Below are 24,731 nucleotides of genomic sequence, written 5' to 3'. Positions count from 1 at the left end.
AATGGACCTGACAATTTATCGTTTTCTTTTCAGCCAGGCCGGCCCCGCGCGGAGCAGGATTCTGGCCGCGACTCTGGTCGCCGGGGTCGCCAACGCGGCTTTCATGGTCATCGTCAATTCGGTGGCCAGCGACTTTTCGGAGATCAGTGTCCGCTACTTTTTGATGTTCATCCTCTGCATTCTGGTCTACGTCCAGGCCAAGCGCTATGCGCTGCTCGGCACCACCCGGGTGGTGCAGCAAAATCTCTCCGGCACCAACCTGCGGATCATCGGCTCGGTACGGCGCATGGGGCTCGATGGCTTCGACGCGGTCGGCGACCGCACCATCTACCGCAGTCTGCTGGAGCATGGCGAGATCATCTACGAATCGTCGCGAATGGCGGTCTCGGCCTCTTCCGGAGCAATCATGCTCCTGGTCTCCTCTGTCTACATTTATCTCCTCTCCCCGACCGCCTTCTGGATTGTTCTGCTGGTCATCGGTGTCGGGGTCATGGTCTATCAGCTCAACCAGGCCCGGACCGCCGCCGCCCTGCGCGCCTACCAGGCCAACGAGGTCCGCTTCTTTGCCCTGCTCGACCATTTCCTCAGCGGCTTCAAGGAGCTCAAGGTCAACGTCCGCAAGGGTGACGACCTTTATCACCATTTTCTGGCGACCACTCTGGAGGAGACCGACCGGCTGAAGCAGGAGACGGAGAGGAGCTTCGTCTCCTCCATCGTCCTCTCCCAGACCCTCTTCTTCCTGCTGATGGGGGCGATGGTCTTTCTGCTGCCCAATTTCGAGCTGACCACCCCGGAGACGACCATCGCCATCGTCGCCGTCGTCCTCTTCGTCGCCGGGCCCATCGGCATCATCGTCGACTCGATCCCGATGCTCTCCAAGGCGCGCCTCGCCATCGACAGTCTGCAGAAACTGGAGACGCGGCTGGCGCAGCACGACGACCGCTCCGACCAGACAGCGGCAGCAGCCCCCGACGATTTCGCGCGGATCGTTCTGCAGGGGGTGACCTACAATTACCTGCGGGACGACCAGACCCTTTTCACCCTCGGCCCCCTCGATTTGACCATCTGCAAGGGGCAGATCCATTTCGTCACCGGCGGCAACGGCAGCGGCAAAACCACCCTGATGAAACTTTTGGCCGGCCTCTACTATCCCCAGAGCGGCACCATCCGCCTCGACGGCCCGCCCCTGAAGCGTGCCGACTACGGTCCCTACCGGGAGCTCTTTTCGGTCATCTTCACCGACTTCCATCTCTTTGACCGCCTCTACGGCTACCGGCAGACCGATCCGGAGCAGGTCACGGGATGGTTGCAGCGGCTGCAGATCGCCGACAAGACCGGCTACAGTCCGCAGGAGGGTTTTGGCAACCTCAATCTCTCCACCGGCCAACGCAAGCGGATCGCCCTGGTCTGTGCCCTCATCGAGGAACGACCGATCTGCCTCTTCGACGAAGTCGCCGCCGACCAGGATCCCGAGTTCCGTGAGTTCTTCTACCGCGAGTTCCTCCCCGAACTGAAGGCGAAGGGAAAGACGGTCATTGTCATCAGTCATGACGACCGCTATTTCGACATCGCCGACGAACTGATCAAACTGGACTGTGGCACCCTCCAGCACAGGAGCGAACGTTCATGACAATCTCGGTAAAACAACGGCTCAAGGGCTGGATTCGGGGCAATCTGCCGAGCCTGGCCATCCTCGCCATGCTGCTCGTCTTCTGCGTCCTCTTCTTCTGGCCACGGATCTTCATCACCATCGATGCCGGTCATGGGGGGGTTCTGTTCCGCCGCTTTTTCGGCGGGACCGTCACCGATCGGGTCTTTGCCGAAGGCTTCCACGTCATCGCCCCCTGGGACCGGATGCAGATCTACGATGGCCGGGTGCAGACCAACTATTCCGACTTCGAGGCCCTCTCCAGCGAAGGGCTGCCGATCAAACTGACCCTGGCGATCCGTTATCGCCCTCTTTACCAGACCCTCGGTCTGCTGCATAAAAACATCGGGCCCGACTATCTGGAGAAGATCGTCCTGCCAGAAACCGAGGCTGTCATCCGCCAGGCCGTCGGCCAGTATACGGCGGAGGAGCTCTATTCGCAGAAGCAGGCGGTCGTCGAGGGAATTCTCAAGGAGTCGCTGGAAAAGGTGATGCGGCGCTTCGTGCTGATCGAGAGCGTCGTCATCCGCCAGGTGATCCTGCCGAAAGTCCTGGTCAGTGCCATCGAAAACAAACTCGAGCAGGACCAGTTGGCCAAGGCCTATGAATTCAAGCTCCGGCAGGCCGAGAAGGAAGCCCGCCGCAAGGTCATCGAAGCGGGCGGGGTCAAGGGGTACAACGATTTGGTGAACAGTTCCCTGACCGACCGGGTCCTGACCTGGAAAGGGGTCGAGGCGACCCGCCAACTGGCCGAATCGAACAACGCCAAGGTGATCGTGATCGGTTCCGGCAAGGGGGGGCTGCCGATCATCCTCAATACCGGCGAAACCGCTCCGGCGGGCGGCGGCCAGCAATGAAGCTGATTCGCAACTTCCTCCTTCTGGCCCTCGCCATTGGCGCGCTGCAGATCTGGTTGCACCAGCGCGACAGCGATATTGCGGACCAGCGTCCCACCGAACTTTCCCAGGTCGAGCAGGTCAAGGTCGCCCTCCTCTGGCCCTTCGAGCTGCCCGGAAAACCGCGCGATCTCACCCGGGAAGGCGCCCAGTTGGCTGCCGAGCAGATCAACGCCGCCGGCGGCATCGGCGGCAAACCGCTGCAACTGGTCTTTTTCAACAACGGCGGCGATACCGACCGCAATGCCGAGCTGTCGCGTAAAATCAGCGGCGACCCGAGCTATAACGCCCTGGTCGGCTCCTACTATTCGAGTCTCGCCCTCGACACCCTGGTGGCCACCGAAGCGAAGAACCTCTTCTACGTCATCATCGGCGCCGAACTCCCCTCCCTGACCGGCTACTCCTTCCAGCATGCGGTCCGGCCCCACTTCAACACCAGCGACTACACCCGGGCGCTGGCCGAACTGCTGCGCTGCCGGGGGGATAAAAACCTCGCCATCATCGGCGACCAGAGCAGCTTTTCGGCCCAGAGTGCCGCCGATCTGATCAAGGCGTTTCGCGACCTCGGCGGGAACCCGCCGATTCAGCGCACGGTGCCGGCCTGGGTCCGCGATTTCCGCCACGTCCTCTCCGAAGACGCGATGGCGACAGCCGACGCCATCTACTTTTCCGGCAGCTATCAGCAATTGCCCGATTTCGTCAAGCAGCTCAGGGAATTCGGCCTGCGCGGCCGCGTCTATGGCGACAGCTCGGCGCTGCGCAAAGAGACGCCGCAGCTGCTCGGGCCGGCCGGCGAGGGGTTCGAGGCACTGACCACCTTCCATCCCGGGGAAGAAGGGAAGACTGCTGAATTCGTCCAGGCCTTTGTCGCCCGCTATGGGACCGAACCCGACCTCTGGGCGCGGGACACCTACGACGGGATCATGCTCCTGGCCGAATCGATCCGCGCCACCGGATCGCTGGAGGCGCGGACCCTCTTCGCCCATGTCCGCTTCCTCCCCGACTGGGACCTGGTCAGGGGAAAAATCTCCTTTGCCCCCGACGGCAGTCTGGAAGGGGAAAGGTTCTATCGGGGGCAGATCCGCCAGGGTGCCTGGATCTTTCCGGACGGCACCGTCCCGATCCAATCCTGCCAGCCCCCGCCCACGACGCCCGGGGGAAGCAAGGGGGGGCCGTGAAACCTCTGATTTTCGTCTTTCCCGGGCTGGGAGCCCAATGGGCCGGCATGGGCCAGGCCCTGCTGAAGTCGGACCCGGTCTTCGCTGACGCCGTGGCGGAACTCGACCCGCTCTTTGTCGCCGCGGGGGAACCGCCGCCGGGCGAGTTGCTGCGGCTGGCCGATCCGGCGCTGATCGACCGTTCCGATTACTCCCATCTGCAAACCTTCAGCTACCAGACCGCCCTGGCCCGATCCCTGATAAGGCGTGGCATTGTGCCGACCGGAGTGATCGGCCACAGTTCGGGGGAGGTCGCCGCCGCCGTCACCGCCGGCATTCTCACCCCGGCCGCCGCGGTCGAGCTGGTCGTTGCCCATCTCGCCCTGATTCGCGCCGTCGCCGGCCAGGGGGAGATGCTCTTCGTCGCCCTCCCCCCGGAGCGGGCCGCAGAACTGGCCAGCGCCCGGCCGGGGCTGGAGATCGCCGCCTGCAACAGCCGCAACTCGGTGGTCTTCGCCGGCAGCGCGGAACAACTGGCGCAGCTGACCGTTGAACTCGGCGCCAACCAGGTTTTCTGTCGTTCGCTACGCACCAGCATCGCCTTTCACAGCCAGATTCTCGACCCTCATCTCGACCGGTTTTCCGCCGCCATCGCCAAACTGGCGACCGCACCATCCCGGTATTCCTACTATTCATCCCTGACCGGCGGCCCCTTTGCCGGGCCCTGGGACGCGGCCTACTGGCGCCGGCATATCCGCCAGCCGATCCTCTTCAGCCAGGCGGTGGCGACGATTCTGAGCACCGATGCGGCCGTCGATTTCCTCGAAATCACTCCGCACCCGACCCTCGCCCTCGGCCTGCGCGCCGATCTTGCCGGATACGGCGCCGCGGGCCGGGTCTTCGCCCCCCTGGAGCAGGGGTGCGACGAACCGGCCCGGCTCGCGACCCTGGCGGATGAACTGGCGGCTGCGCCAGCCCCGGCGGCGCGGGAGGAAACGGCAGCCGCGACGTCCCCGCGCGAGGCCCTGGTTGCGGAGCTGACCCGCCAGCTTGGCAGGAACCCGGACCTGGAAGAGGAAGCGAGCTGGTCCGAGCTGGGGCTGACTTCCCTGCAGCTGATGGAACTCGCCCAACGGCTCGGCGCCCGTCTCGGCCGGCGCATTTCTCCGGCCAGTTTTTTCCTGCATCCGCTACCGGCCGCTTTCCTGCGTTTCCTGGAGGCCGCGCCCCCCCCTTCCGTGCGGCGGGGAGCCCCCCAGGCCGCCGCGGGGACTCCCGTGGCGATCATCGGTATGGCTTTTCGCTTTCCGCCCGACCTCGATTCGCCCGGGCGGCTGTCCGCCTTTTTGCGCAGCGGCGCCAATGCCGTCACCGCCGCCCCGGCCGACCGACCGGAGCTGGCCGGAGAGAGTGCTGCCTTTCTGCAACCGCTGCCGATCGGCTTCGATGCCCGTTACTTCCATATCTCCGCCGCCGAGGCCGCTGACCTCGACCCCCAGCAGCGGCTGCTGCTCGAAGTCTCCTGCCAGGCGCTGGAGTCGGCCCGGATCGCTCCCGGCAGCCTGCGCGGCGCCAACGTCGGCGTCTTCCTCGGCATCAGCACCGACGATTTCAAGGAGCTCGGCCAACGCCGGCCGATCGACTCCCCCTACCTTGCCACCGGCGCCATGTTCAATACCGCCAGCGGCCGGCTCAGTTATTTTCACGATTTCAGGGGCCCGGCCCTCTCCATTGACACCGCCTGCTCCTCCTCCCTGGTCGCCCTGCACCAGGCGGTGCGCGCCCTGCGCCAGGGGGAGTGCGAGCTGGCCCTGGCCGGCGGCGTCAACCTGATCCTGTCACGGCGTCTTTTCGACAGTATGCGCACCCTCGGCGCCCTCTCACCGACGCAGAGCTGCAAGCCCTTTGCCGCTGCCGCCGACGGCTACGCCCGCGGCGAGGGGTGCGCTCTGCTGGTCCTCAAACCCCTTGCCGCGGCGCAGGCCGCCGGCGATCCGATCCTGGCAACGATCCGCGGTTCGGCAGTCAACCAGGACGGCCGCAGCAACGGCTTGACCGCCCCTAACGGCGCCGCCCAGAGCGACCTGATCGGCCGGGCCTTGGCCGATGCCGGACTCGATTACGACGCCGTCGGCCTGATCGAGACCCACGGCACCGGCACCCCCCTCGGCGATCCGATCGAAATCGGCGCCCTGACCGCGGCCTTCGCCGCCCGCGATCCGGCACTGCCGCCCATCCTGCTCGGTGCCTTGAAGAGCCAGTTCGGTCACCTGGAAGCCTGCGCCGGCGTGGCCGGGGTGATCAAAACGATCCTCGCCCTGCAGAGCGGCGAGGTCCCCGGCATCTGCCATCTCACACCCCCCTCCAGTCAGATCGACTGGCAGCACATCCCGTTCCGGGCCTCGCCCGATCCCCAGCGCTGGCCGGTCGACCGGCCGCGCATCGCCGGGGTCAGCGCTTTCGGCTTCAGCGGTACCAACGCCCATCTGTTGCTGGAGGCGCCCCCGCCGGTACCCGCCCCCCAGGCGGCAGCTGCGGTCCCACCCTGGCTGTTTGCCATCTCGGCCCGCAGCGAGGGCTCGCTGCGGGCCCTGGCCCGGCGCTACCGGGAGGAAATGCAGGCCGGGACGCTGAACTGCGATCACCACCTCGCCTTTTCCCAGTTGACCACCCGCGACCACCACCCCTACCGATTTGCCACCCTGGTCGAGGACGCCGAACAGCTCGACGCCCGCCTCGAACGGTTCCTGGCCGGGGAGGGGGCACCGCGGGTAGCGTCCAACCGCGGCCAGCTCGCCATGCTGCTGCCGGGCCAGGGAACCCAGTATTCCGCCATGGGCGCGGAGCTCCACCAGACCTATCCCAGCTTTCGCGCGGCCGTCGACGATTGCGCCGCGCGCTGCGCCGCCCAGGGGTTCCCGATCCTGCCCGTTCTCTGCCCCGCCAGCGCCGCCGACCGCGCCCGCATCGACGAGAGTCCCTTCGCCCAGCTCGCCTACCTCTGCTTCGCCTGGGGGGCTTTCGCCCTCTGGCGCTCCTTCGGGGTGACTCCCGACCTGCTGATCGGCCACAGTCTCGGCGAATATGTCGCCGCAACCCTCGCCGGCGCCCTCGACCTCGACACGGCGATCCGCCTGATCGTCAAGCGCGGCGAGCTCACTGCCGCCCTGCCGGTCCAGGGGCGCATGGCGACGGTCATGGCCGCACGGGACCGGGTCGAGGCGATGCTGGCCGAATTCCCCGGTCTCGATTTGGCGGTCATCAATGGCCCGGCGCAGCTGGTGGTGGCCGGCGCCGAGGCGGAACTGGCCGACTTCTGCCGCCGTCTGGAAAGCGAGGGGATCGACTGCACCCAACTGGCAATCCACTTCGCCTCCCACTGCCGGCTGATCGAACCGGCTCTGGAACCGTTTGCCGCCTTCTGCGCCGAAATCACCCATCGACCGCCGCGGATCCCGGTGATCAGCAACCTCAGCGGCGAACCCTTTGCCGCCGGGGAGGGATTCAGCGCCGACTACTGGTGCCAGCATCTGCGCCAGCCGGTCGATTTCGGCCGCGGCCTGGCCAGCGCCGTGCGCCTCGGAGTGACGGAGTTCATCGAACTCGGTCCCTCCTCGGTCCTGACCAGCCTGGTCCGCAGCGCGGGCCCTCCCCCGGGAACGGGGCTGATGCAGACCGCCTCCCGCACCCGGCCGGGGCTGACGCCCCTGTTCGAATCGTTACGCGAGCTCTACCTGCGCGGCTTTGCAGTCGCCTGGCCCGAGGTCTTTGCCCCCTTTGCCCCGCGCAAGCGGGCACTCCCCCTCTACCCCTTCGAGCACCAGCTCTTCCCCCTGCCAGGAGGTGCCCCGCCGATGACCGTCCCTGCGCCCCCCGCCAACCCGTCCACGCTCTCTACCCCTGCCGGAACCTCGGCCGTCGCGGCGAGCCTGGCGGCGCTGCACCGCATCGTGCAGCAGATCACCTGGAAAGAGCCGGCCGAGCTCGATCCGCAGGCCAACCTGTTCGAACTCGGACTCGATTCGCTGATGCTGGTGCAGATCCGCCAGCAGATCGCCAAGGAGTTCGACATCAACATCCCCCTGGGCGACTTTTACGAAAGCTTCGACACCCTCGGCAAACTTGCCGGGCACCTCGCCGCTGCGGCGCCGCCGCCAGCTGCTTTGGCGCCAGCGCCTGTCAGCACCGCGGCGGCACCCCCGGTCGCACCGGCCAGCGACAGTCCGGACCTGGTCGAACTCTGCGCCCGCCAGCTGGAGACGCTGCGCGAGCTCTGCCATCGTCAGCTCGACCTGCTGGGAACCACGGCGGCCGTCGCCCCCCCTGCCGCCGGGCCGGAAGCCGGAGAGGCGACCGCCACCCCGAAATTCAATTTCCGCTCCATGCGGTTGACTCCGGACCAGCTCAGTGCCGACCAGCAGCGCTTCATCGCCGATTTCGCCACTGATTTCAACCGCAAAACCGCCGGCTCCAAGGCGAGGGCCGCCCGTTATCGCCGGGTCCTGGCCGACTGGATCAACTCCCTCGGCTACAAACAGAGCCTCAAGGAGCTGGTCTATCCGATCGTCGCCGCCCATTCGCAGGGGGCTCACTTCGTCGATATCGACGGCAATACCTATATCGACCTCGCCATGGGTTACGGCGTCACCTTTCTCGGTCATCGCCCGCAGGAAGTGGTCGCAGCCCTGCGCGAACAGCTTGAGTCGGGCTTCGAACTCGGCCCCCAGTCGCAGCTGGCCGGGGAGGTCGCCGAGCTGATCAGCGAGCTGACCGGGGTGGAACGGGTCGCCTTCTGCAATACCGGTTCGGAGGCGGTAATGGTCGCACTGCGGCTGTCGCGGGCGGTTACCGGTCGGGACCGGGTGGTGATATTCGGCAATTCCTACCACGGCACCTTTGACGGTGTCCTGGCGACGGCGGTTGACGGCACTACCTATCCGACCGCCACCGGCATTCCCCGCAAGATGGTCGAGGATGTCCAGATCCTCACCTACGGCGACAGCGCGGCCTTCGAGCAGATCCGCCGCCAGGCCGGCACCCTGGCGGCGGTACTGGTCGAGCCGGTGCAGAGCCGCAACCCGACCCTGGTGCCGGTCGAATTCCTGCGCCAGTTGCGGGCGCTGACCCGCGAGTTGGAGGTTCCGCTCATCTTCGACGAAACCATCACCGGCTTCCGCATGCACCCGGGGGGCGCTCAGGCCATCTTCGGGGTGCGCGCCGATCTGGTGATCTACGGTAAGGCAATCGGCGGCGGCCTGCCGCTTTCCGTGGTCGCCGGCAGCGCCCGCTACCTCGACGCCATCGACGGCGGCGACTGGCAGTTCGGCGACGACTCCCATCCCGGCGATGAACTCACCTTCTTTGGTGGCACCTACGTCAAGCACCCCCTCGCCCTGGCCGCGGCCCGGGCCGCCCTGACCCGGATCCGGGCCGAAGGTCCGGCGTTGCAGGCCCGGGTCGGAGCGCTTCTCGACGATCTGGCGCAGCGCCTCAACGCCTTTTTCGCCACGGCCAAGGTGCCGGTGAAACTCGCCCATTACGGCTCCATGTTCCGTTTCGAAGGGCAGGGGAAGTACAGCCTGGCCCTCGACCCGATCGAAATGGATCTCTTCTTTCACCTGCTGATGGAGCAGGGGATCTATACCTGGGAACGACGGATCTGCTTTTTGAGCGCCGCCCACAGCGCCGCCGACATCGACCGGGTGGTTGCCGCGGTGGAGCAGGCCGTCGCCCGGCTGCGCGCCGGCGGGTTTGCCTTTGCCCACGCCGGCGCAGGGCCGGCGGCTGCGGCGCCAGCCAGCGCTCCGCTGACCAGCGCCCAGCAACGCCTGCTGGTCTACGACCAGCTCAGCGCCGAGAAGACCCTCTACAATCTCCCCCTCGCCTACCAGCTCGACGGCCCCCTCGACCTGCAACGTCTCGAAGCCGCCATCGCCGCCCTCCTTCCGCGCCATCCGGCCCTGGGCGCCCGCTTCCTCTTCGCAAACGACCGCCCGTGCCAGCTCTTCGACGCCGAACGCTCCTTGCGCCTGGAACGCCGGGCCGCCGCGGGTCGCCCGATCGCCGAGCTGATCGCCGAATTCGTCCGCCCTTTCGACCTCGCCGAGGAGTTGCTGGTCCGGGCGGCACTCTTCACCCTGGGCGAGGATAGGCATCTGCTCGTCTTCGATTTTCACCACCTGGTCGCCGACGGCCTGGCCCTGAGCCTGCTGGTGCAGGAGGTCATGGCCGGTTATGCCGGCCAGCCCCTCCCGGCCATCCCCCCTCACTTCGCCGCCTTCGTTGCCGCGGAGGGGAGCTACCCTGATTCGCCAGCCGCCACGGCCGACCGGACGTTCTGGCTGCAGGCCTTCGCCGAACCGGTACCGCCGCTGGCACTGCCGACCGACTTCCCGCGTCCGGCCGAGCAGGATCATCGCGGCGACAACCTCTTCTTCGACCTGCCAACCGCCACCACCGCCGCTCTCAAGGGTGCGGCCGGCAGCGCCGGGGTCTCCCTCTTTGCCTTGCTGCTGGCCGGCTACGGGGCCCTGCTGAGCCGGCTGAGCGGCGAAGCCCGACTGGCCATCGGGATTCCCGTCGATGCCCGGCCGGCCGGCTGGGAGCGCAGCGTCGGCATGTTCGCCAACACCCTGGCGCTGCCGCTGCAGATCGACGACACCCTCCCCTTCCGCGACCTCGCGCGCCAGGTCCAAAAGGACTTCCTGCGCGCCTATGAACATCAGGCCTACCCCTTTGACAAGCTGCTGCAGGACCTCGACGTCCCCCGCGACCTCGGCCGCAACCCGCTCTTCGACACCATGTTCATCTTCGAAAAGGGGCAGGACCGGCTGCTGCAGCTTCCCGGCCTGGTCTGCACCCCGGTCCCCTACAACAAGCCGACGGCGATGTTCGACCTTACTTTCGAGGCGATCGAGGCCGACGGCGAGCTCCATTGCCGGCTGGAGTATGCCACCGCCCTCTTCCGGCGCGAGACCATGGAACGGCTGGCGGGCCGGCTGGTGCGGCTGCTGACCGCCCTCGCCTCCGAACCGCGGACCGCCCCGGCAGCCATCGAACTGCTGGACGAGGACGAAGTGCAGCGCCTGGCCGCCCTCAACCGCACCACCCGGCCCTTCGCCGCCACGGCCACCATCCCGGGACTCTGGGCCCGGCAGCTGGCCGCGAACCCCGCGGCGACGGCGCTGGTCTTTGCCGGCCAGGAGTTCTCCCGCGCCTGGCTCGACCAAGAATCGAACCGCATCGCCCGGGCGCTGACCGCGCTGGTCGCGCCGCAGCCCGACGAGCGGGTCGCGTTGCTGAGCGAACGCAGCCCCCAGGCGGTGGCCGCGCTGCTCGGCATCCTCAAGGCCGGCGCCGCCTATGTCCCCATCGCGCCCGATTTCCCCGCCGAGCGCCGCAATGCCATCCTCGCCGGCAGCGACGCCCGGGCCCTGGTCGCCAGCCGTCATCAGTGCGACGCCTGGAGCGCGGCCTGCGGCCGACCGCTGCTGGTGATCGAGGAGTGCGCCGGCGCTGACGACGCGCCGTTGGCGTCACCAACCCTCGATGCGGGAAATCTGGCGTACATCATGTTCACTTCCGGCTCGACCGGGGCCCCCAAGGGGGTGATGATCAGTCACCGCAACGTCGTCGCCATGACCGACAACCTCCCCCAGGTCTACGGCATCGACGAAAGCGACACCCTGCTGGCAGTCACCACCTTCACCTTCGACATCTCGGTGCTGGAAATTTTCTGCTGTCTGCTGGTCGGCGCCCGCATTGTCCTCGCCAGCGACGATGACAACCTCGCCATTACGCCGTTGGCGACGCTGCTGCGCGAAGCAGGGGTCACGGCCTTCCAGACCACCCCCTCGCGGCTGAAGCTGATGCTGGAGCTGAGCGGCGAGGAGGCAGTCCTGGGTGGACTGCGTACCCTGCTGATCGGCGGTGAGGCCTTTCCGGCCGATCTTTTCGCCCGGCTGCGCCACGCCCGGCCACAGATCTTCAACGTCTACGGTCCGACCGAGACCACCATCTGGTCGACCTCGACCCGGATCAACGGCAAGGAGCGCCCGAGCATCGGCCGGCCACTATGCAACGAGCAGGTCTACATCCTCGACCGGAGGTTGCGGCCGGTGCCGCCGGGGACGGTGGGTGAACTCTATATCGGCGGGGCCGGCGTCGGACGCGGCTACCTGGGGATGGCCGAGCTGACCGCCCGCAAGTTCGTGCCCGACCCCTTCGGCGCGCCGGAGGGGCGCCTCTACGCCACCGGCGATCTGGCCCGCCTGCAAGAGGATGGCGAACTGGAGTTTCTGGGTCGCGGCGACGACCAGATCAAGCTGCGCGGCTACCGTATCGAGCTGCAGGAGATCGAAAACTGCCTGACCACCCACCCGGCGCTGCTGCAGGCGGCGGTGAAGACGATCCGTGAGCCGGCCAGCGGCGAGGTCCGCGACCTGGCCGCCTGCTACACCCTGCGCGGCGGGGCGACGCCCCCGAGCGTGGAGGAACTGCGCGAGCACCTCGGTCGCTGGCTCCCGCCCTACATGCTGCCGGCGAGCTTTCAGCGGCTGGAACGGATGCCTCTCAACCCGAGCGGCAAGATCGACCGCAAGGCGCTCCCCGCCGCCGCCCCTCAGGACGGCCCTGCCGTCGTGACGGCGGTGCCTGCAGAGTGCGCCCCCCTGGCGACCATCTTCGCCCAGGTCCTCGGGGTCGCGACGGTCGGCGCCGACGATAATTTCTTCACTTTGGGCGGCGATTCGATCCGCGCCATTCTGGTCGCCGCCAGGGCCCGGGACGCAGGAATGGCGCTGGACGTCCGGCAGATCTTCGCCCATCCCACCCTGCGCGAGCTCGCAGCGCAGCTGGCCATCCATGCGCCGGCACCGCTTCCGGCAGGCGCCAGCCCCGCTCCGGAGCCAGCGCGCCGCGACCGGGTCCTGCCGCTGACCCCGATGCAGGAGGGGATGCTGTTTCATACCCTGCTCGACGGCGACGCCGAAGCCTACGTCAACCAGGCCCTCTTTCGCCTCGATTGCGAGCTCGACCCGGAACGCTTCGCCGCCACCTGGCAGGAGCTCACCGATCGCCACGCCATGCTGCGCACCCGCTTCGTCCCCCAGGGGGACGGCGCCCCCAGCCAGGTTATCCTGGCGGCCCACCGTGCCGAACTGCGCCAGGAGGAGCTGAACCAGGACAACACCAGCGACCCGGAATCGGCGCTGCTGGAACTGGCCCGCGCCGAACGGGCCCGGCTGGTCCGGGTCGAGGCGGCGCCACCGATCGCCATCGTCCTTATCCGGCGCGGTCCGCGGGACTGGCAGGTGCTCTGGACCTTTCACCACATCCTCTTTGACGGCTGGTCGATCGCCCTGTTGCTGCGCGAATTCGTGTCCCGCTACCAGGGGGGTGAACTGGAACCGCTGCGGGGTGATTTCCCGGACTACCTTGCCTGGCTCGGCCGGCGCGATGAGCTGCCGACCCTGGCGTACTGGGAAGAACGCCTCGCCGGGGCGCAACCGCCCCGCTTCTTTCCGACCACCGCCGGCGTCGGTTATCGGCAACAGCAGCTCGATCTCGGCCTCGACGCGGCCATCTTCCAGCGCCTGGCCGGCCTCGCCCGCAAGGAGGGGCTGACCCTCAACGCCCTGTTGCAGGCGGCCTGGGCGACGACCCTCCATAGCGCCGGCGGGGACGACGATCTCCTCTTCGGCGTCACCGTCTCCGGCCGGCCGCCGGAGCTGCCGGGGGTGACCGGGATGGTCGGGCTCTTCATCAACACCCTGCCGGTACGGGCCCAGCTCCCCGCGGCGCCAACCACCCTGGCGGAGCTGGCACGCACCCTCCAGGCGGCGAACCTCGCCGCCGGTCCTCACCAGCATCTGAGCCTGGCCGCCCTTCAGGCGCGGATCGGTCATCCCCTCTTCGACCATCTGCTGATCTTTGAGAACTATCCCCTGGCCGATGGAGTGGCGGAGCTGTTCGGAACCGGGCTGGAGACTTCGCCGGTGACGGCGGTCGACTACTTCGAACATACCCACTACCCCCTGGAAGTGATCCTCTTTGCGCAGCAGGAACTGGCCGTCACCTTCCGCTTCAACGCCGCGCAGGTCGCCGTTCAGCAGATCGAGGAGCTCGCCGAGGGTTTTCTGGCGATCCTGACCGCCGCGGCCGCCGAACCGGCCCGTACCCTCCGCGCCCTGTGCGGCGACCGCCCCCGGCTCGCCTTCGCCCCCGCAGCAGCCGCCCCGGAAGCGGCGTCCTCTCCTCCGGCCGGGGCCCCGCCGGGAGTCAATGAAACCCTGCTCTGCGCCCTCTTTGCCCAGGTGCTGGAGCTGCCGATGGTGCGCCGGGACGACCATTTCTTCACCTGCGGCGGCCACAGCCTCAAGGTGGTGCGGCTGGCCGGCCGGATCTGGGAGGAGCTGGGGATCCAGGTGCCGCTGCGGCTGATCTATACCCATCCGACCCCCCGGACCCTCGCAGCGGCCCTGGCCCTACCGAGCGCTGCGACCGTTTTGGATCTGCAACCCGGGCCGACGGCGGAGCATTATCCCCTCGCCGAGGGGCAGAAAGGGCTCTGGCTGACCCAACAGCTGCAGGCCGATTCCTGCGCCTACAACACGGTCGGCTCCTACCGCCTGCACGGTCCTCTCGACCCGGCCGCACTGGCAACAGCCCTCGCCGGCTGCGCCGCCCGCCACGAGGCCCTGCGCACCTCCTTCCAGCTGCACCAGGGGGAACCCTGCCAGACGATCCTTCCCACCATGACCGACCTGCTGACCACGGTCGACCTGCGCGGCGACACCGATCCCGAGCAGACGGCGCGGGAGGCGATCCTGACCCAGCTGCGCACCCCCTTCGACCTGACGCGGGCGCCGCTCTTCCGCGCTACCCTGTTCCAGCTCGACGAGAAGGAGCAGATCCTCGCGCTGGTCTTCCACCACCTGATCAGCGACGGCTGGTCCGATACGGTCCTCGCCCGGGAACTCGCCCAGGGCTACGCCGCCGCCGTGCGCGGGGAAAGTGCGGAACTGCCCCCACCGGCGCTCCATTACCGGGACTTCGCCCGCGCCCAGCAGCGCTACCTTGCCGGTGACGCCAGCGCAGCCGATCGCCGTTACTGGGGCGCTACCCTGGCCGGCGAGTTGCCGCAGCTCGACCTCTTTGCCGATTTTCCGCGCCCGGCGGTCCGCGCCGGCCGCGGTGCCCGCCATCGTTTTGACCTGGCGGAGCAGGCAAAGGGGATACGGCAGCTCGCCCGGCAGGCACGGGTCACCCCCTTCGTGGTCCTGCAGGCCCTGCTCAAGCTTCTCATCTATGCCCTCGCCGATGCCGAGGAGTCGATCATTGGCGTCCCCAGCGCCAACCGCAGCCATCCGGCCACCCACGACCTGGTCGGTTACTTTCTCAACCTGCTGCCGATCCGCTCCCGCCTCAGGGGCGAGCAGTCCTTTTCCAGCCTCCTCGACGAGCTCCAGCAACAGACCCTGGCGGCATTTGAACACCAGGACTACCCCTTCAGTAGCCTGGTTGCGGATCTCGGCCTGCCGCGCAGCCGCAACCGCCATCCCCTGTTCGACGTGCTGCTGATTTTCCACAACAATCGCCCCCTGGTGCTGGAGCTCCCCGGTATCGACTGCGAGCCCTTTTTCGAGGATTCGGTCAGCTGCCGCTTTGACCTCGATTTCGAACTCTTCGACGACGAACCTCTCAGCGGCTTCATCGAATACGACTGCGAACTCTACCGGCCCGAAACAGTGGCGACCCTCGCTTCCGCCCTGGCGCGCCTCGCCGCGGTTGCCAGCGGGGCCCCCGAAACCCCGCTGCGGGAGCTGGCCCAGGAAATCACCCGAAATCTCGGCTGCGACGACGCCGATTTTCTCGCCGAGCTGAACCGGATCGGAGACGATTGCTAGATGTGCGGCATCACCGGCTACTTCGCCCTCGATTTTGCCACCGACTGCCGTGACGCCGCCGTAATTCTGCCGCGGATGGCGGCTGCCCTCGTCCACCGCGGCCCGGACGGCGAAGGCTACTTCACCGGACCCGAGGTCTGCTTCGGTTTCCGGCGCCTGGCGATCGTCGATCTGGAGGGGGGGGGACAGCCCCATTTCAACGAGGATGGCTCGCTGGTCTCGATCTGCAATGGCGAGATCTACAACGAGCCGGAACTGCGCGCCGAACTCCTCGCCCGCGGTCACACCTTCCGCTCCCGCAGCGACGTGGAGGTCCTGGTCCATCTCTATGAGGAGTACGGGGACAACCTCGTCGACCACCTGCGCGGCCAGTTCGCCTTTGCCCTCTACGACCGCCGCGCGCGGCGATTTCTCGCCGCCCGCGACCAGATCGGCATCTGCCCCTTCTACTACGCCATCCACCAGGGCCAGCTCCTCTTCGCCTCGGAGATCAAGGCCCTGTTGCAGTATCCCGGCTTCCGCCCGGCCATCGACCCGGCCGGACTCGACCAGATCCTCACCTTCCCCGGCCTGGCCAGTCCCCAGACCATGTTTCAGGGGGTCAAGTCGCTGCCGGCCGGCCAGCTGCTGCGGGTGGCCTCTGGCCGGCTGGAGGTGCAGGAATACTGGGACCTGGACTACCCGCTGGCGGCAGAACCGGCGCCGTCGCGCGATCCGGCGCTGCTCTGCGAGGAGCTGCTCGCCACCCTGACCCGGGCGGTTGAGCGACGGCTGCGCGCCGATGTCCCGGTCGGCTTCTACCTTTCGGGGGGTCTCGATTCCTCCCTGGTGGCGCGGCTGATCCAGCGCCTGCGTCCCGCCGACCACTGGGACTGCTTCTCCATCGGTTTCGCGCAGGCAGAGATCGACGAGCAGGCTTTTCAGGAACTGGCGCTGAGTGGGATGGACGCCCGCCGTCATCTGACCGTCTTCGACTGGCAGGGGATCGCCAGTCGCCTCCCCCAGGTGATACGCGCCGCCGAAACTCCCCTCAAGGAGTCGTACAACACCTGCTCGCTGGCCCTCTCGGCGATGGTTCGCGACCAGGGTTACAAGGTTGTTCTCAGCGGCGAGGGGGCCGACGAGCTCTTTGGCGGCTATGTCGGTTACCGCCTCGACCGGCTGCGGCGCCCCGCTCCCTTTCCGACCCCGGAGCAGCTCCTCGAAGGGGAGACCCGGCAGCGCCTCTGGGGGGACGCCGATTTTTACTACGAACGGGATTATCATGCGTTTCGGGAATTGAAGGGCGCCCTCTATGCCCCGGCGCTGGCCGCCGCCCTCGACACCTTCGAATCGACCGGGAATCCCGTTTTAAACCGTGAGCGACTGCGCGGACGCGATCCTTTTCACCAGCGCTCCTACATCGATTTCAAGCTGCGCATCGCCGACCATCTTCTTGCCGACCACGGCGATCGGGTGGCCATGGCCCATTCGGTGGAAGGGCGCTACCCGTTCCTCGACCTCGACCTGATCGAACTGGTGCGCGGCATCCAGCCGCGGCTGATGATCGCCCAGGGGGTCGAAAAGGCCCTGCTCAAACAGACCGCCACCGACATCGTTCCCCCCGCGATCGTCAACCGCGAAAAATTCGCTTTCGTCGCCCCGGGGAGTGATTATCTGCTGCGCCACGACCGCCAGTTCGTCCTCGATTACCTCTCCTTTGAGCGGGTCAAGCGGGAAAATTATTTCAATCCGGAGACGGTGGAACGTCTCAAGGAGATGGCGCTGGAGGAAGGCTTTTCCCTCAATCAGACCTTCGATAACGACCTGCTGATGGTGGTCCTCACCTTCAGCCTGTTTCTGGAAGAGTACGGGGGGTAAGGCGGGCCGGCGGCGCAGCATCCTGACCTTGCCGGCAACGCCCCACCTGTTCCGAACCCTGGAAATCCCTTGCTTTTCCGGGGTTCGCCATGCTAGATAATGGACCTTCGGGCGGGCGACCATTCACCGCCCGCGACCGTTTTCTGCCGTGGAGTTCACCGTGACCTTCCCTCTGCTGCTGGCACTCTGCTACCTGATCGGCGCCATACCCACCGGCGTGATCCTGACCCGCCTCGCCGGCCGTGGCGATGTCCGTCAGGCGGGGAGCGGCAACATCGGCGCCACCAACGTCTACCGGGTCGCGGGGCGCAAGTTCGGCATCCTCACCCTGATCGGGGATTGCCTCAAGGGGCTGCTGCCGATGCTGTGGATCGTCAAGTCCGGCGCCTGGTCTCCGGAGCAGGTTGCCCTGGCTGCGGCCGTTACCTTCCTAGGCCACCTCTACCCGGTCTACCTCGGCTTCAAGGGGGGCAAGGGGGTGGCGACTGCCCTCGGCATCTTTCTCGTCCTCTCTCCCCTCGCCGTTTTCATCGCGCTGGTTGCCTTTGTCGCCATCCTCTGGAAGTGGCGCTACGTCTCGGCGGCCTCGATCGCCGCCGCCGCTCTGATCCCCTTTCTCGCCGGCGGGATCGCCCGCTCACTCCCTCTTTTCGCCGCCAGCCTTTTCATCGGCGGGATGGTGATCGTCCGCCACCGCGCCAACATCGAACGGTTACGGGCCGGCACCGAGAGTCGCTTCAAGGCTTGACCCCTTCCGCTTGACGCCCCGGGTCAAAACCTCTATATTGACGGGAATTTACCCTTTTCCGTCCACCCCGGGGCCGACCTCAAGACCATGAGCCGACGAACCGCCCTCCTCCTCTTCGCCCTGCTGCTGCCGCTTCTGATCGGCACCCTGCTGATCGGGCAATTTTTGTTGACGCCGATCACGCCACCGCCCGGGACCGAGGTTACGGTCCACCGCGGCGCACCCTTCGCCACCATCGCCCGCACCCTGGCCGCCAACGGCGTTGTCAGCGAGGCCCTGCCGTTGCAACTCCTGGCCCGCTGGCGCAGCGCCGGCAACCGGGTGCAGGCCGGAACCTACCGCTTCAGCAACGCAGCGACGCCGGGGGAAATCCTCGACCGGCTGGTGGCGGGAGATGTCCTGCGGACCACCCTGACCATCCCCGAGGGGTGGACCCTGCGGGAAATCGCAGCCCGGATTGAAGCCAAGGGGCTCGCCGATGCCCGGGAGATTTTACGCCTCGGTCAGGACGCCAGCTTTGTCCATACCCTCGGCATTCCGGCCGGGAGCCTCGAGGGCTACCTTTTTCCGGAGACCTACAGCCTGGCCGCGGGCACTTCACCCGAGGCTATCCTGCAGATGATGGTCGCGGAATTTCGCCGCCGCCTCACCCCGGAACTGATTGCGGCCGCCCGGGAGCAGGGGCTCGACGAACACCAGCTGGTGACACTGGCATCGATCGTGCAAAAAGAGGCAGGCAGTGAGACCGAGATGCCGCTGATCGCCGCCGTATTCAGCAACCGCCTGCAGCGCCGGATGCCGCTGCAGGCCGACCCGACGGTGATCTACGGGATTACCGATTTCGACGGCAACCTGACCCGCGCGCATCTGGCCGCAAAGACGCCCTACAATACCTATCGCATCGCCGGTTTGCCGCCAGGGCCGATCGCCAGCCCCGGCAGCGCGGCCCTGACCGCGGCGGCCCATCCGGCAGCGGTCGACTATCTTTACTTTGTCGCCCGCGGCGACGGCAGCCACGCCTTCTCCGCGACCCTGGCCGAACACAACCGGGCGGTTCGCCGCTATCAGCTGCACCGCTGACTCGCAAGGAACTGGCATTGGCATGGCCATCACGATCCTGATTGCCGAAGACAACGAATCGGTCGCCAAGGCCGTCGGCGGCCTGCTGGAGCGCAACGGTTTTGCGGTGACCCGGGCGGCCGACGGCGTCACCGCCCTCGGCATGATTGTTCGGACTCCGCCCGACCTGCTCCTGCTCGACCTCAAGCTTCCGGGCCTGCACGGCGTCGAGCTGCTCAAAAAGCTGCGCCAGAGCCCCCGGACCCGGGACCTGCCGGTGGTCGTCATCAGCGGCATCTACCGTGGCGACAGGTACGTCCAGGCCGCCCGGGCTCTCGGGGTCAGCCACTACCTCGAAAAACCGTTTCGCGCCGCCGCACTCCTTGCAGCCATTCAGGAAATGCTCAGCGCAGCCGGCCGCCCCGCCACAGCGCCCCCTGCCGCAACAGAAGAACCGCGGAACAATATTCCACCTGCCGGCGAAACCCCGACCGCGGTGCCAGCGGCGGTCGAACCTTCACCTCATCCCGCCCCCTTCGACCAGCATCTTCTGCGCGCCTTTCGGGAGCGGTTCAGCGGCAACCTCCGGTTCCACTACGCGGACGGCGAACGGACGCTGACCTTTGTCAATGGGTCCCCGGTCGCCTTGCGGCCGGGATTCACGGCGGCCAATTTCGGCGATTACCTGCGCCAGCGCGGCAAGATCTCGGCCGAGGAGTACGCTTTCTACACCAGCAGCGGCGGCGAGCGCCACGATACCCTGGTCCAGCTCGGCTGTCTCGATTACCCGGGGCTCCTCGAGGAGAAGCTCGGCTACCTTTCCAACGAACTCCTCGCCGGCTTCGCCCGGCCGCCAGTGACTATCGGGATCGAGCCAATGCCCGCTCCCGACTTCCTTCAGGTCGTCACCATCAACGTGCCGCGGCTGATCTACCAGGGGTATCACCGGACTCCGCCCCGGGAGCGGTTGCGCCGCTTTCTTGCCGAATGCGGAAGCCACTATATCGCCCCCGGCGGTGACTACTATCGCTACATCAACTTCCTCCCCCTCAGCGAGGAGGAACGCCAGGCGCTGCTCAAGATCGACGGCTCCCGCACCCTTTTCGCCCTTCTCGATCGCCGCGAAGGGCTGCTCCCGCTGGTGCAGACCCTGCAGTCGTTCGACATGCTCCAGTTCGCCCCGGCACCCCTGACTCCGGCCGGCCCCGGGCCGATCCCCCTGCGCACCCTCTTCAACGCCATCCAGGAGGATGACGAGGAGGATGCGGCGCCGGAAGAAGAGACGCTGGAGAGCTTTGCCGACGTGGTCGAAGCGGAAGGGTCGGCGGAACTGCCGACACCGGCGCAGGCCCCTCCGGACGATGAGCGTTACGAGTTCGCCCTGGCGAAAAAAGTCCGGCAGATGGCGAGCGACCTGAAGGGGAAGAACTACTATGAGATCTTCAACCTCACTCCAGCCCGTTTCAGCTTCGACAAGGTCAAGGAAAGGTACTTCGCCATTACCCGCGAATTCGGTCCCGATGCCCTGATGCGCCTCGTCGGTGAGGAAGCGGCCATGGTTCAGGACATCCTCGCCACCGTCGCCAACGCCTACGACACCCTCTCCGACGTGGTCAAGAAGGAGCGCTACGACGAACTGCTCGGCTCCGAGCGGGTCGGCCTCGGCCAGAAGGGGGACGACCGCTTTCAGGCCCAGGTCCAGTCCCAGTCGGGGAAGGTCTTTATCGAGATGGAGGAGTGGGACAACGCGGAAAAGGCCCTGCAGGACGCCTGTAACATCGAACCTCAGAACGGTGATTACCTGGCCCACCTCGGCTGGGCCATTTATCGCAATCCGAAGAATGGCAACAGCCGGGCGATGATGGAGAAGGCCAAGCAGCTGGTCAATCGCGCCCTGACCCTGGAGCGCACTGCCGACGGCTATGCCTTCAAGGGGTGGATGCTCCTCGATGCCGGCCAGGATTCCCTGGCAGAAGGGGACTTCAACAAGGCGCTCAAGCTCGACGCCCGCCACGGCCTCGCCCGGCGCGGTCTGCGCACCCTCCTCGATCGCCGCGAGCAGGAGAAGAAGGGGCTCTTCCGCCGCATGTTCAGCTGAAAACTGTCTGATCCCCAGGCATTCGCCGCAATCATCGGCGCAGGCTCAAATCCATTTACCCGGATAATTTCCCATGCCCCCACTGCCGCAAAAACCGAAACGGGACCCCCGCCTGACCCGCACACTGGCCACCATCTACGGCATTGCCATGGTCAACATCGGCGCCTTCTTCCTCTATGACAGCCTGACCGCGCCAAGGTTTGCCCTCGACACCAATTTCCGGGTCGGCTTCGCCTGCCTGATGCTCGGCGCCATCGCTCTCTTCTTCGTTCGTCGCAGCAGGAACAAGGGGGACTGAGCCTGCTGCGCCGGTTCGCTGCAGAGTCACTGGAGGTTGTTGTGGCAGAGCATAGGGGATTTCTGGCGGAATGGAAACGGCTGCCGTGGCTGCTCGGCAAGCTCCTGGGAGGGATGACGGCGGCGGGCGGCTTCACGGCCGCAGTGATATTTCTGACGCGGTGGCCGGACCCGGGCCCGGGTGTTGTGATTCCCGCCCTGCTGGCCGGGGGCGCCGGCATCGCCCTTTTTCTCTACGCAAACCGCGGCCTGCCGCTCAGGCCCGCAGTTTCGCCGCGCCACAGTGCGTTGGCGTGGCTCCTGCTGCTCCTCTTTGCCGGCATCTTCCTGCTCGCAACCTGGTTGACCACACGCTGAAAAGCGGCCTCAGCAAGCCAACTCCCCAAACCGTCCAACTCTTTGCCGACCAGTTCCTTTACGGCGATATGCCCGTCCCGGTTGGCGTCAGGCGCCCTACCCCGATCAGTTGCGGTGTCTGCTCGTTGTTGTACTCCCTGCGGGCCACCCTCTCCACCTGCGGCTGCAGGTAGGCGAAGAGGTCGTCGAGACGCAGGGTACCATCCGCCATGACCACCTCTTCGTTCTTGATCCCCTTGAGCAGGAAGTAGGTAAAGAGGCCGTGTCCTTTCTCGGCGTAGGTCGAGCTGGTCTGTTCGCCGCTCGACGCCGCGAGGACGGTCAGGTTTCCAGCCAGCGGCGTCTGCGCTTTCAAGTTGAGCGCGATGGAGCGGGTCCCCTGGGCGATGACCGAGCGCCCACCGGCCCCGGAGAAGCAGGCATCGAGGGCGACGGTGATCTCTTTCGCCGGGAGTCTGCCAAGGGCGGCATAGAGGCGTTTCAGCGAGTAACCGGTCTCTTCGAGAAAAGCCGGATCGCCGTCGTAGGGGACGAGGTAAGCATCTCCGCTCTTTGAATTCGGCGCGCCGTGACCGGAGTAGTAGACAAAGAGGGTGGCGCCGGGCTCGACCTGGTTGGGAAGCCACTTTTCGAAATATTTTTCAAAGTCGCTTTTGGCGGCCCGATCGTTGGTCAGGGTGACGACATGTTCTTCAGGATAGCCGAGGGTCTCGATCAGATAGGCGGTGACCGTTTCGGCGTCATGCCGGGCAAAGGGGGCAGCTGGAAGATTCTGCCGGTAGTTTTCGATACCGATGACCACCGCGTAGGCGTTGGCACGCTCGGGCCGCCGGACGACCGGCAGTTCATCGACATCCGAGGTGATGACGGGGGGCGGTGCCCCTGTGGCCGAGGGAGGGGCCGCTGGTTGCGCCCTGGTCTGCCCGATCACGATCGGCTCGTCGCTCTCGTAGATGAGCGTGCAACCCGCCAACTTCTTGCGGGCTGCCGCCTCTGCGACCTGGGCATCTCCCCCGGAGACCGTCGCCTCGATAAAGTAGGTCTCTCCAGCCTTGGCATACAGGGGAATGCCGCTGCTGCCGCGTTTGTACAAATGCTTTCCCGGTTCCAGTTGGGCCACCAGGAAATTCCTGGGTGCCAGGCCACCCAGCCTTTGACCATCCACCTCCGGCTCAGCCACAACCGCCGCGCCAGCGGGGGAAAACCCACGGTAAACATAGAGCAGCGCCTTCCCCGGCGGCGGGGTCAGGCGTTTCATCTGGGCGTCTGTCTCCGGAAGGGCCAGCGGCACTCTCGCGCAGGCCGTCAGGAGAAACAACATTCCAAGCACAAGCCAGCGCATCCTGCTCGATCCCTTCATGGCAACCCTCTTCCCGGATTAATCACTTATTACTTGATCGCCCCGATCCATTGCGGCGTCTGCTCATTGTTAAACTGCCTGCGCGCCACTCGCTCGACCTGCGGGCTGAGGTAAGCGAAGAGATCGTCGAGGCGCAGGGTGCCGTCAGCAGCAATGACATCCTCGTTCTTGATTCCTTTGAGAAGGAAGTAGGTGAAGAGGCCGTGCCCCTTCTCGGCGTAGGTGGAACTGGTCTGTTCACCACTGGATGCCGCCAGCACCGTCATATTCTGAGCCGCAGGGGTCTGCGCTTTTAAATTCAGGGTAATCGACCGGGTCCCCTGGGCGATGACCGAGCGACCACCGGCACCGGAGAAGCAGGAATCGAGGGCGACAACGATGGACTTTGCCGGCAACTTGCCCAGTGCAGCATACATCCGTTTCAGCGAATAGCCGGTCTCGTCGATGAAAGCGGGATCGCCATCGTAGGGGACCAGATAGGCGTCGCCGGTCTTGGGATTGGGCGCGCCATGGCCGGAGTAGTAGACAAAGACCGTCGCGCCGGGCTCGACGTTGTTCGGTAGCCATTTTTCGAAGTATTTGGCGAGATCGACGTTGCTGGCGCGGTCGTTGAGAAGGGTCACCACGTTTTCTTCGGGGTAGCCGAGAACCTTGGTAAGATAGGTGGTCACGGTCCGCGCATCGGCGATAGCGAAATCAGCAGGGGGGAGCTTCTGCCGATAGTGTTCGATGCCGACGACAATAGCGTAGGCGTTGGGCAGTGATTTGACCGCTCCCGGCGGTAAGTCGTCCACATCGGACTTTACGGCCGGGACGGCTGGTTGAGCAATGGCAGGTGCCCCGGCTGGGAGTGCAGGAATCGCCTCAGCCTGTTGCTTCATGACCAAAAGGGCATTAGCCAAGGTGATGGCATCTTCCCTTTTTTCGAACCAAAAATCGACACCGCACATTTCGCCGAGCCCGACTCCAAAGCGTTGACCCGTCGCCATGATGCCATAATCGGCAACCGCTGGGGCCATGTACTCGAACGGACAGGAGATTATGCCGACAGAATCGAAATTGAGATCGATCCGGTCAGTCTTGATCTCGAAACCGCGCAATGGTCGAGAGTAATTCGAAGTAGCACCTACACCCAGTTGAACCAGCTGACCGATTGCTTGCTTAGCCTCAGCAGGGCTGAGTTTCGCGACGTTCTCAGGTGCTGCCCGGTAGATAGGTGTCCCGCTGCACGCCGTCAAGGAAACAAGGCCGAGGCCCAGGATTATGGCAAATCGAAGCACCTGTAACGACCAGCGTGGCAAAGTATTCATAATGTTCCTTTTGACAATGGATGGGGCATCGCCAG

The 24,731-nt window shown here is 66.1% G+C and carries 13 protein-coding genes; 11 read left to right on the top strand and 2 right to left on the bottom strand.

Annotation, left to right across the window (positions count from 1 at the left end; translation table 11 throughout):
* Position 1: 1 nt before the first annotated feature.
* From DBW_RS03605 to DBW_RS03560, 10 genes are all read left to right on the top strand, one after another.
* A complete protein-coding gene (locus DBW_RS03605; protein ID WP_066724343.1) occupies positions 2 to 1,630 on the top strand; it encodes a cyclic peptide export ABC transporter in 1,629 nt (542 codons plus the stop codon).
* Positions 1,627 to 2,505, top strand: coding sequence for a prohibitin family protein (locus DBW_RS03600; protein WP_066724341.1), 879 nt, complete (start codon positions 1,627 to 1,629; stop codon positions 2,503 to 2,505). Before DBW_RS03605 ends, DBW_RS03600 begins: the two co-directional genes overlap by 4 nt.
* Complete coding sequence (locus tag DBW_RS03595; RefSeq protein WP_066724339.1) at positions 2,502 to 3,722, top strand: ABC transporter substrate-binding protein; 1,221 nt, start codon at positions 2,502 to 2,504, stop codon at positions 3,720 to 3,722. The genes DBW_RS03600 and DBW_RS03595 overlap by 4 nt, the downstream gene beginning before the upstream one ends.
* Positions 3,719 to 15,607, top strand: a complete 11,889-nt coding sequence (locus DBW_RS03590) for a hybrid non-ribosomal peptide synthetase/type I polyketide synthase (protein WP_066724337.1) — start codon at positions 3,719 to 3,721, stop codon at positions 15,605 to 15,607. The genes DBW_RS03595 and DBW_RS03590 overlap by 4 nt, the downstream gene beginning before the upstream one ends.
* Positions 15,608 to 17,467, top strand: coding sequence for an asparagine synthase (glutamine-hydrolyzing) (gene asnB / locus DBW_RS03585; RefSeq protein ID WP_066724329.1), 1,860 nt, complete (start codon positions 15,608 to 15,610; stop codon positions 17,465 to 17,467).
* A 160-nt stretch (positions 17,468 to 17,627) separates the two neighbouring features.
* Positions 17,628 to 18,215, top strand: coding sequence for a glycerol-3-phosphate 1-O-acyltransferase PlsY (plsY, locus tag DBW_RS03580; protein WP_066724327.1), 588 nt, complete (start codon positions 17,628 to 17,630; stop codon positions 18,213 to 18,215).
* Between the two features lie 87 nt (positions 18,216 to 18,302).
* Positions 18,303 to 19,295: an endolytic transglycosylase MltG gene (gene mltG / locus DBW_RS03575; RefSeq protein WP_066724324.1), complete on the top strand. Its 993-nt coding sequence runs from the start codon at positions 18,303 to 18,305 to the stop codon at positions 19,293 to 19,295.
* A 22-nt stretch (positions 19,296 to 19,317) separates the two neighbouring features.
* The gene (locus tag DBW_RS03570; protein WP_066724321.1) at positions 19,318 to 21,372 is read left to right on the top strand and encodes a response regulator; all 2,055 of its coding nucleotides are present in this window, start codon (positions 19,318 to 19,320) and stop codon (positions 21,370 to 21,372) included.
* Between the two features lie 73 nt (positions 21,373 to 21,445).
* Complete coding sequence (locus tag DBW_RS03565) at positions 21,446 to 21,670, top strand: hypothetical protein (protein WP_066724318.1); 225 nt, start codon at positions 21,446 to 21,448, stop codon at positions 21,668 to 21,670.
* Positions 21,671 to 21,711: 41 nt separating this feature from the next.
* Positions 21,712 to 22,026 carry a hypothetical protein gene (locus DBW_RS03560; protein WP_066724315.1) on the top strand — a complete coding sequence of 105 codons (315 nt, stop codon included), beginning with the start codon at positions 21,712 to 21,714 and terminating at the stop codon, positions 22,024 to 22,026.
* Between the two features lie 58 nt (positions 22,027 to 22,084).
* On the opposite strand, the gene DBW_RS03555 is transcribed toward DBW_RS03560, so the two are convergent.
* Together DBW_RS03555 and DBW_RS18740 are read right to left on the bottom strand one after the other, a co-directional pair.
* Positions 22,085 to 23,284, bottom strand: a complete 1,200-nt coding sequence (locus DBW_RS03555) for a caspase family protein (protein WP_197463722.1) — start codon at positions 23,282 to 23,284, stop codon at positions 22,085 to 22,087.
* 131 nt (positions 23,285 to 23,415) lie between these two features.
* Positions 23,416 to 24,180, bottom strand: coding sequence for a caspase family protein (locus DBW_RS18740; protein WP_197463721.1), 765 nt, complete (start codon positions 24,178 to 24,180; stop codon positions 23,416 to 23,418).
* 27 nt (positions 24,181 to 24,207) lie between these two features.
* Between DBW_RS18740 and DBW_RS18735 the strand changes: the two genes are divergently transcribed.
* Positions 24,208 to 24,672, top strand: coding sequence for a hypothetical protein (locus tag DBW_RS18735; RefSeq protein ID WP_197463720.1), 465 nt, complete (start codon positions 24,208 to 24,210; stop codon positions 24,670 to 24,672).
* Positions 24,673 to 24,731 lie beyond the last annotated feature (59 nt).

This window comes from Desulfuromonas sp. DDH964 (assembly GCF_001611275.1).
GTDB lineage: Bacteria > Desulfobacterota > Desulfuromonadia > Desulfuromonadales > DDH964 > DDH964.
The sequence above is the reverse complement of the archived record's forward strand: the minus strand, read 5'-3'. Positions and strand labels throughout refer to the sequence as shown.

Excerpts from the sequence above, each read along its gene's own strand:
- DBW_RS03605 (WP_066724343.1), top strand. The coding sequence starts at position 2 with ATGGACCTGACAATTTATCGTTTTCTTTTCAGCCAGGCCGGCCCCGCG.
- DBW_RS03570 (WP_066724321.1), top strand. The coding sequence starts at position 19,318 with ATGGCCATCACGATCCTGATTGCCGAAGACAACGAATCGGTCGCCAAG.
- DBW_RS03565 (WP_066724318.1), top strand. The coding sequence starts at position 21,446 with ATGCCCCCACTGCCGCAAAAACCGAAACGGGACCCCCGCCTGACCCGC.
- mltG (WP_066724324.1), top strand. The coding sequence starts at position 18,303 with ATGAGCCGACGAACCGCCCTCCTCCTCTTCGCCCTGCTGCTGCCGCTT.
- DBW_RS03600 (WP_066724341.1), top strand. The coding sequence starts at position 1,627 with ATGACAATCTCGGTAAAACAACGGCTCAAGGGCTGGATTCGGGGCAAT.
- DBW_RS03555 (WP_197463722.1), bottom strand. The coding sequence starts at position 23,284 with ATGAAACGCCTGACCCCGCCGCCGGGGAAGGCGCTGCTCTATGTTTAC.
- DBW_RS03595 (WP_066724339.1), top strand. The coding sequence starts at position 2,502 with ATGAAGCTGATTCGCAACTTCCTCCTTCTGGCCCTCGCCATTGGCGCG.
- asnB (WP_066724329.1), top strand. The coding sequence starts at position 15,608 with ATGTGCGGCATCACCGGCTACTTCGCCCTCGATTTTGCCACCGACTGC.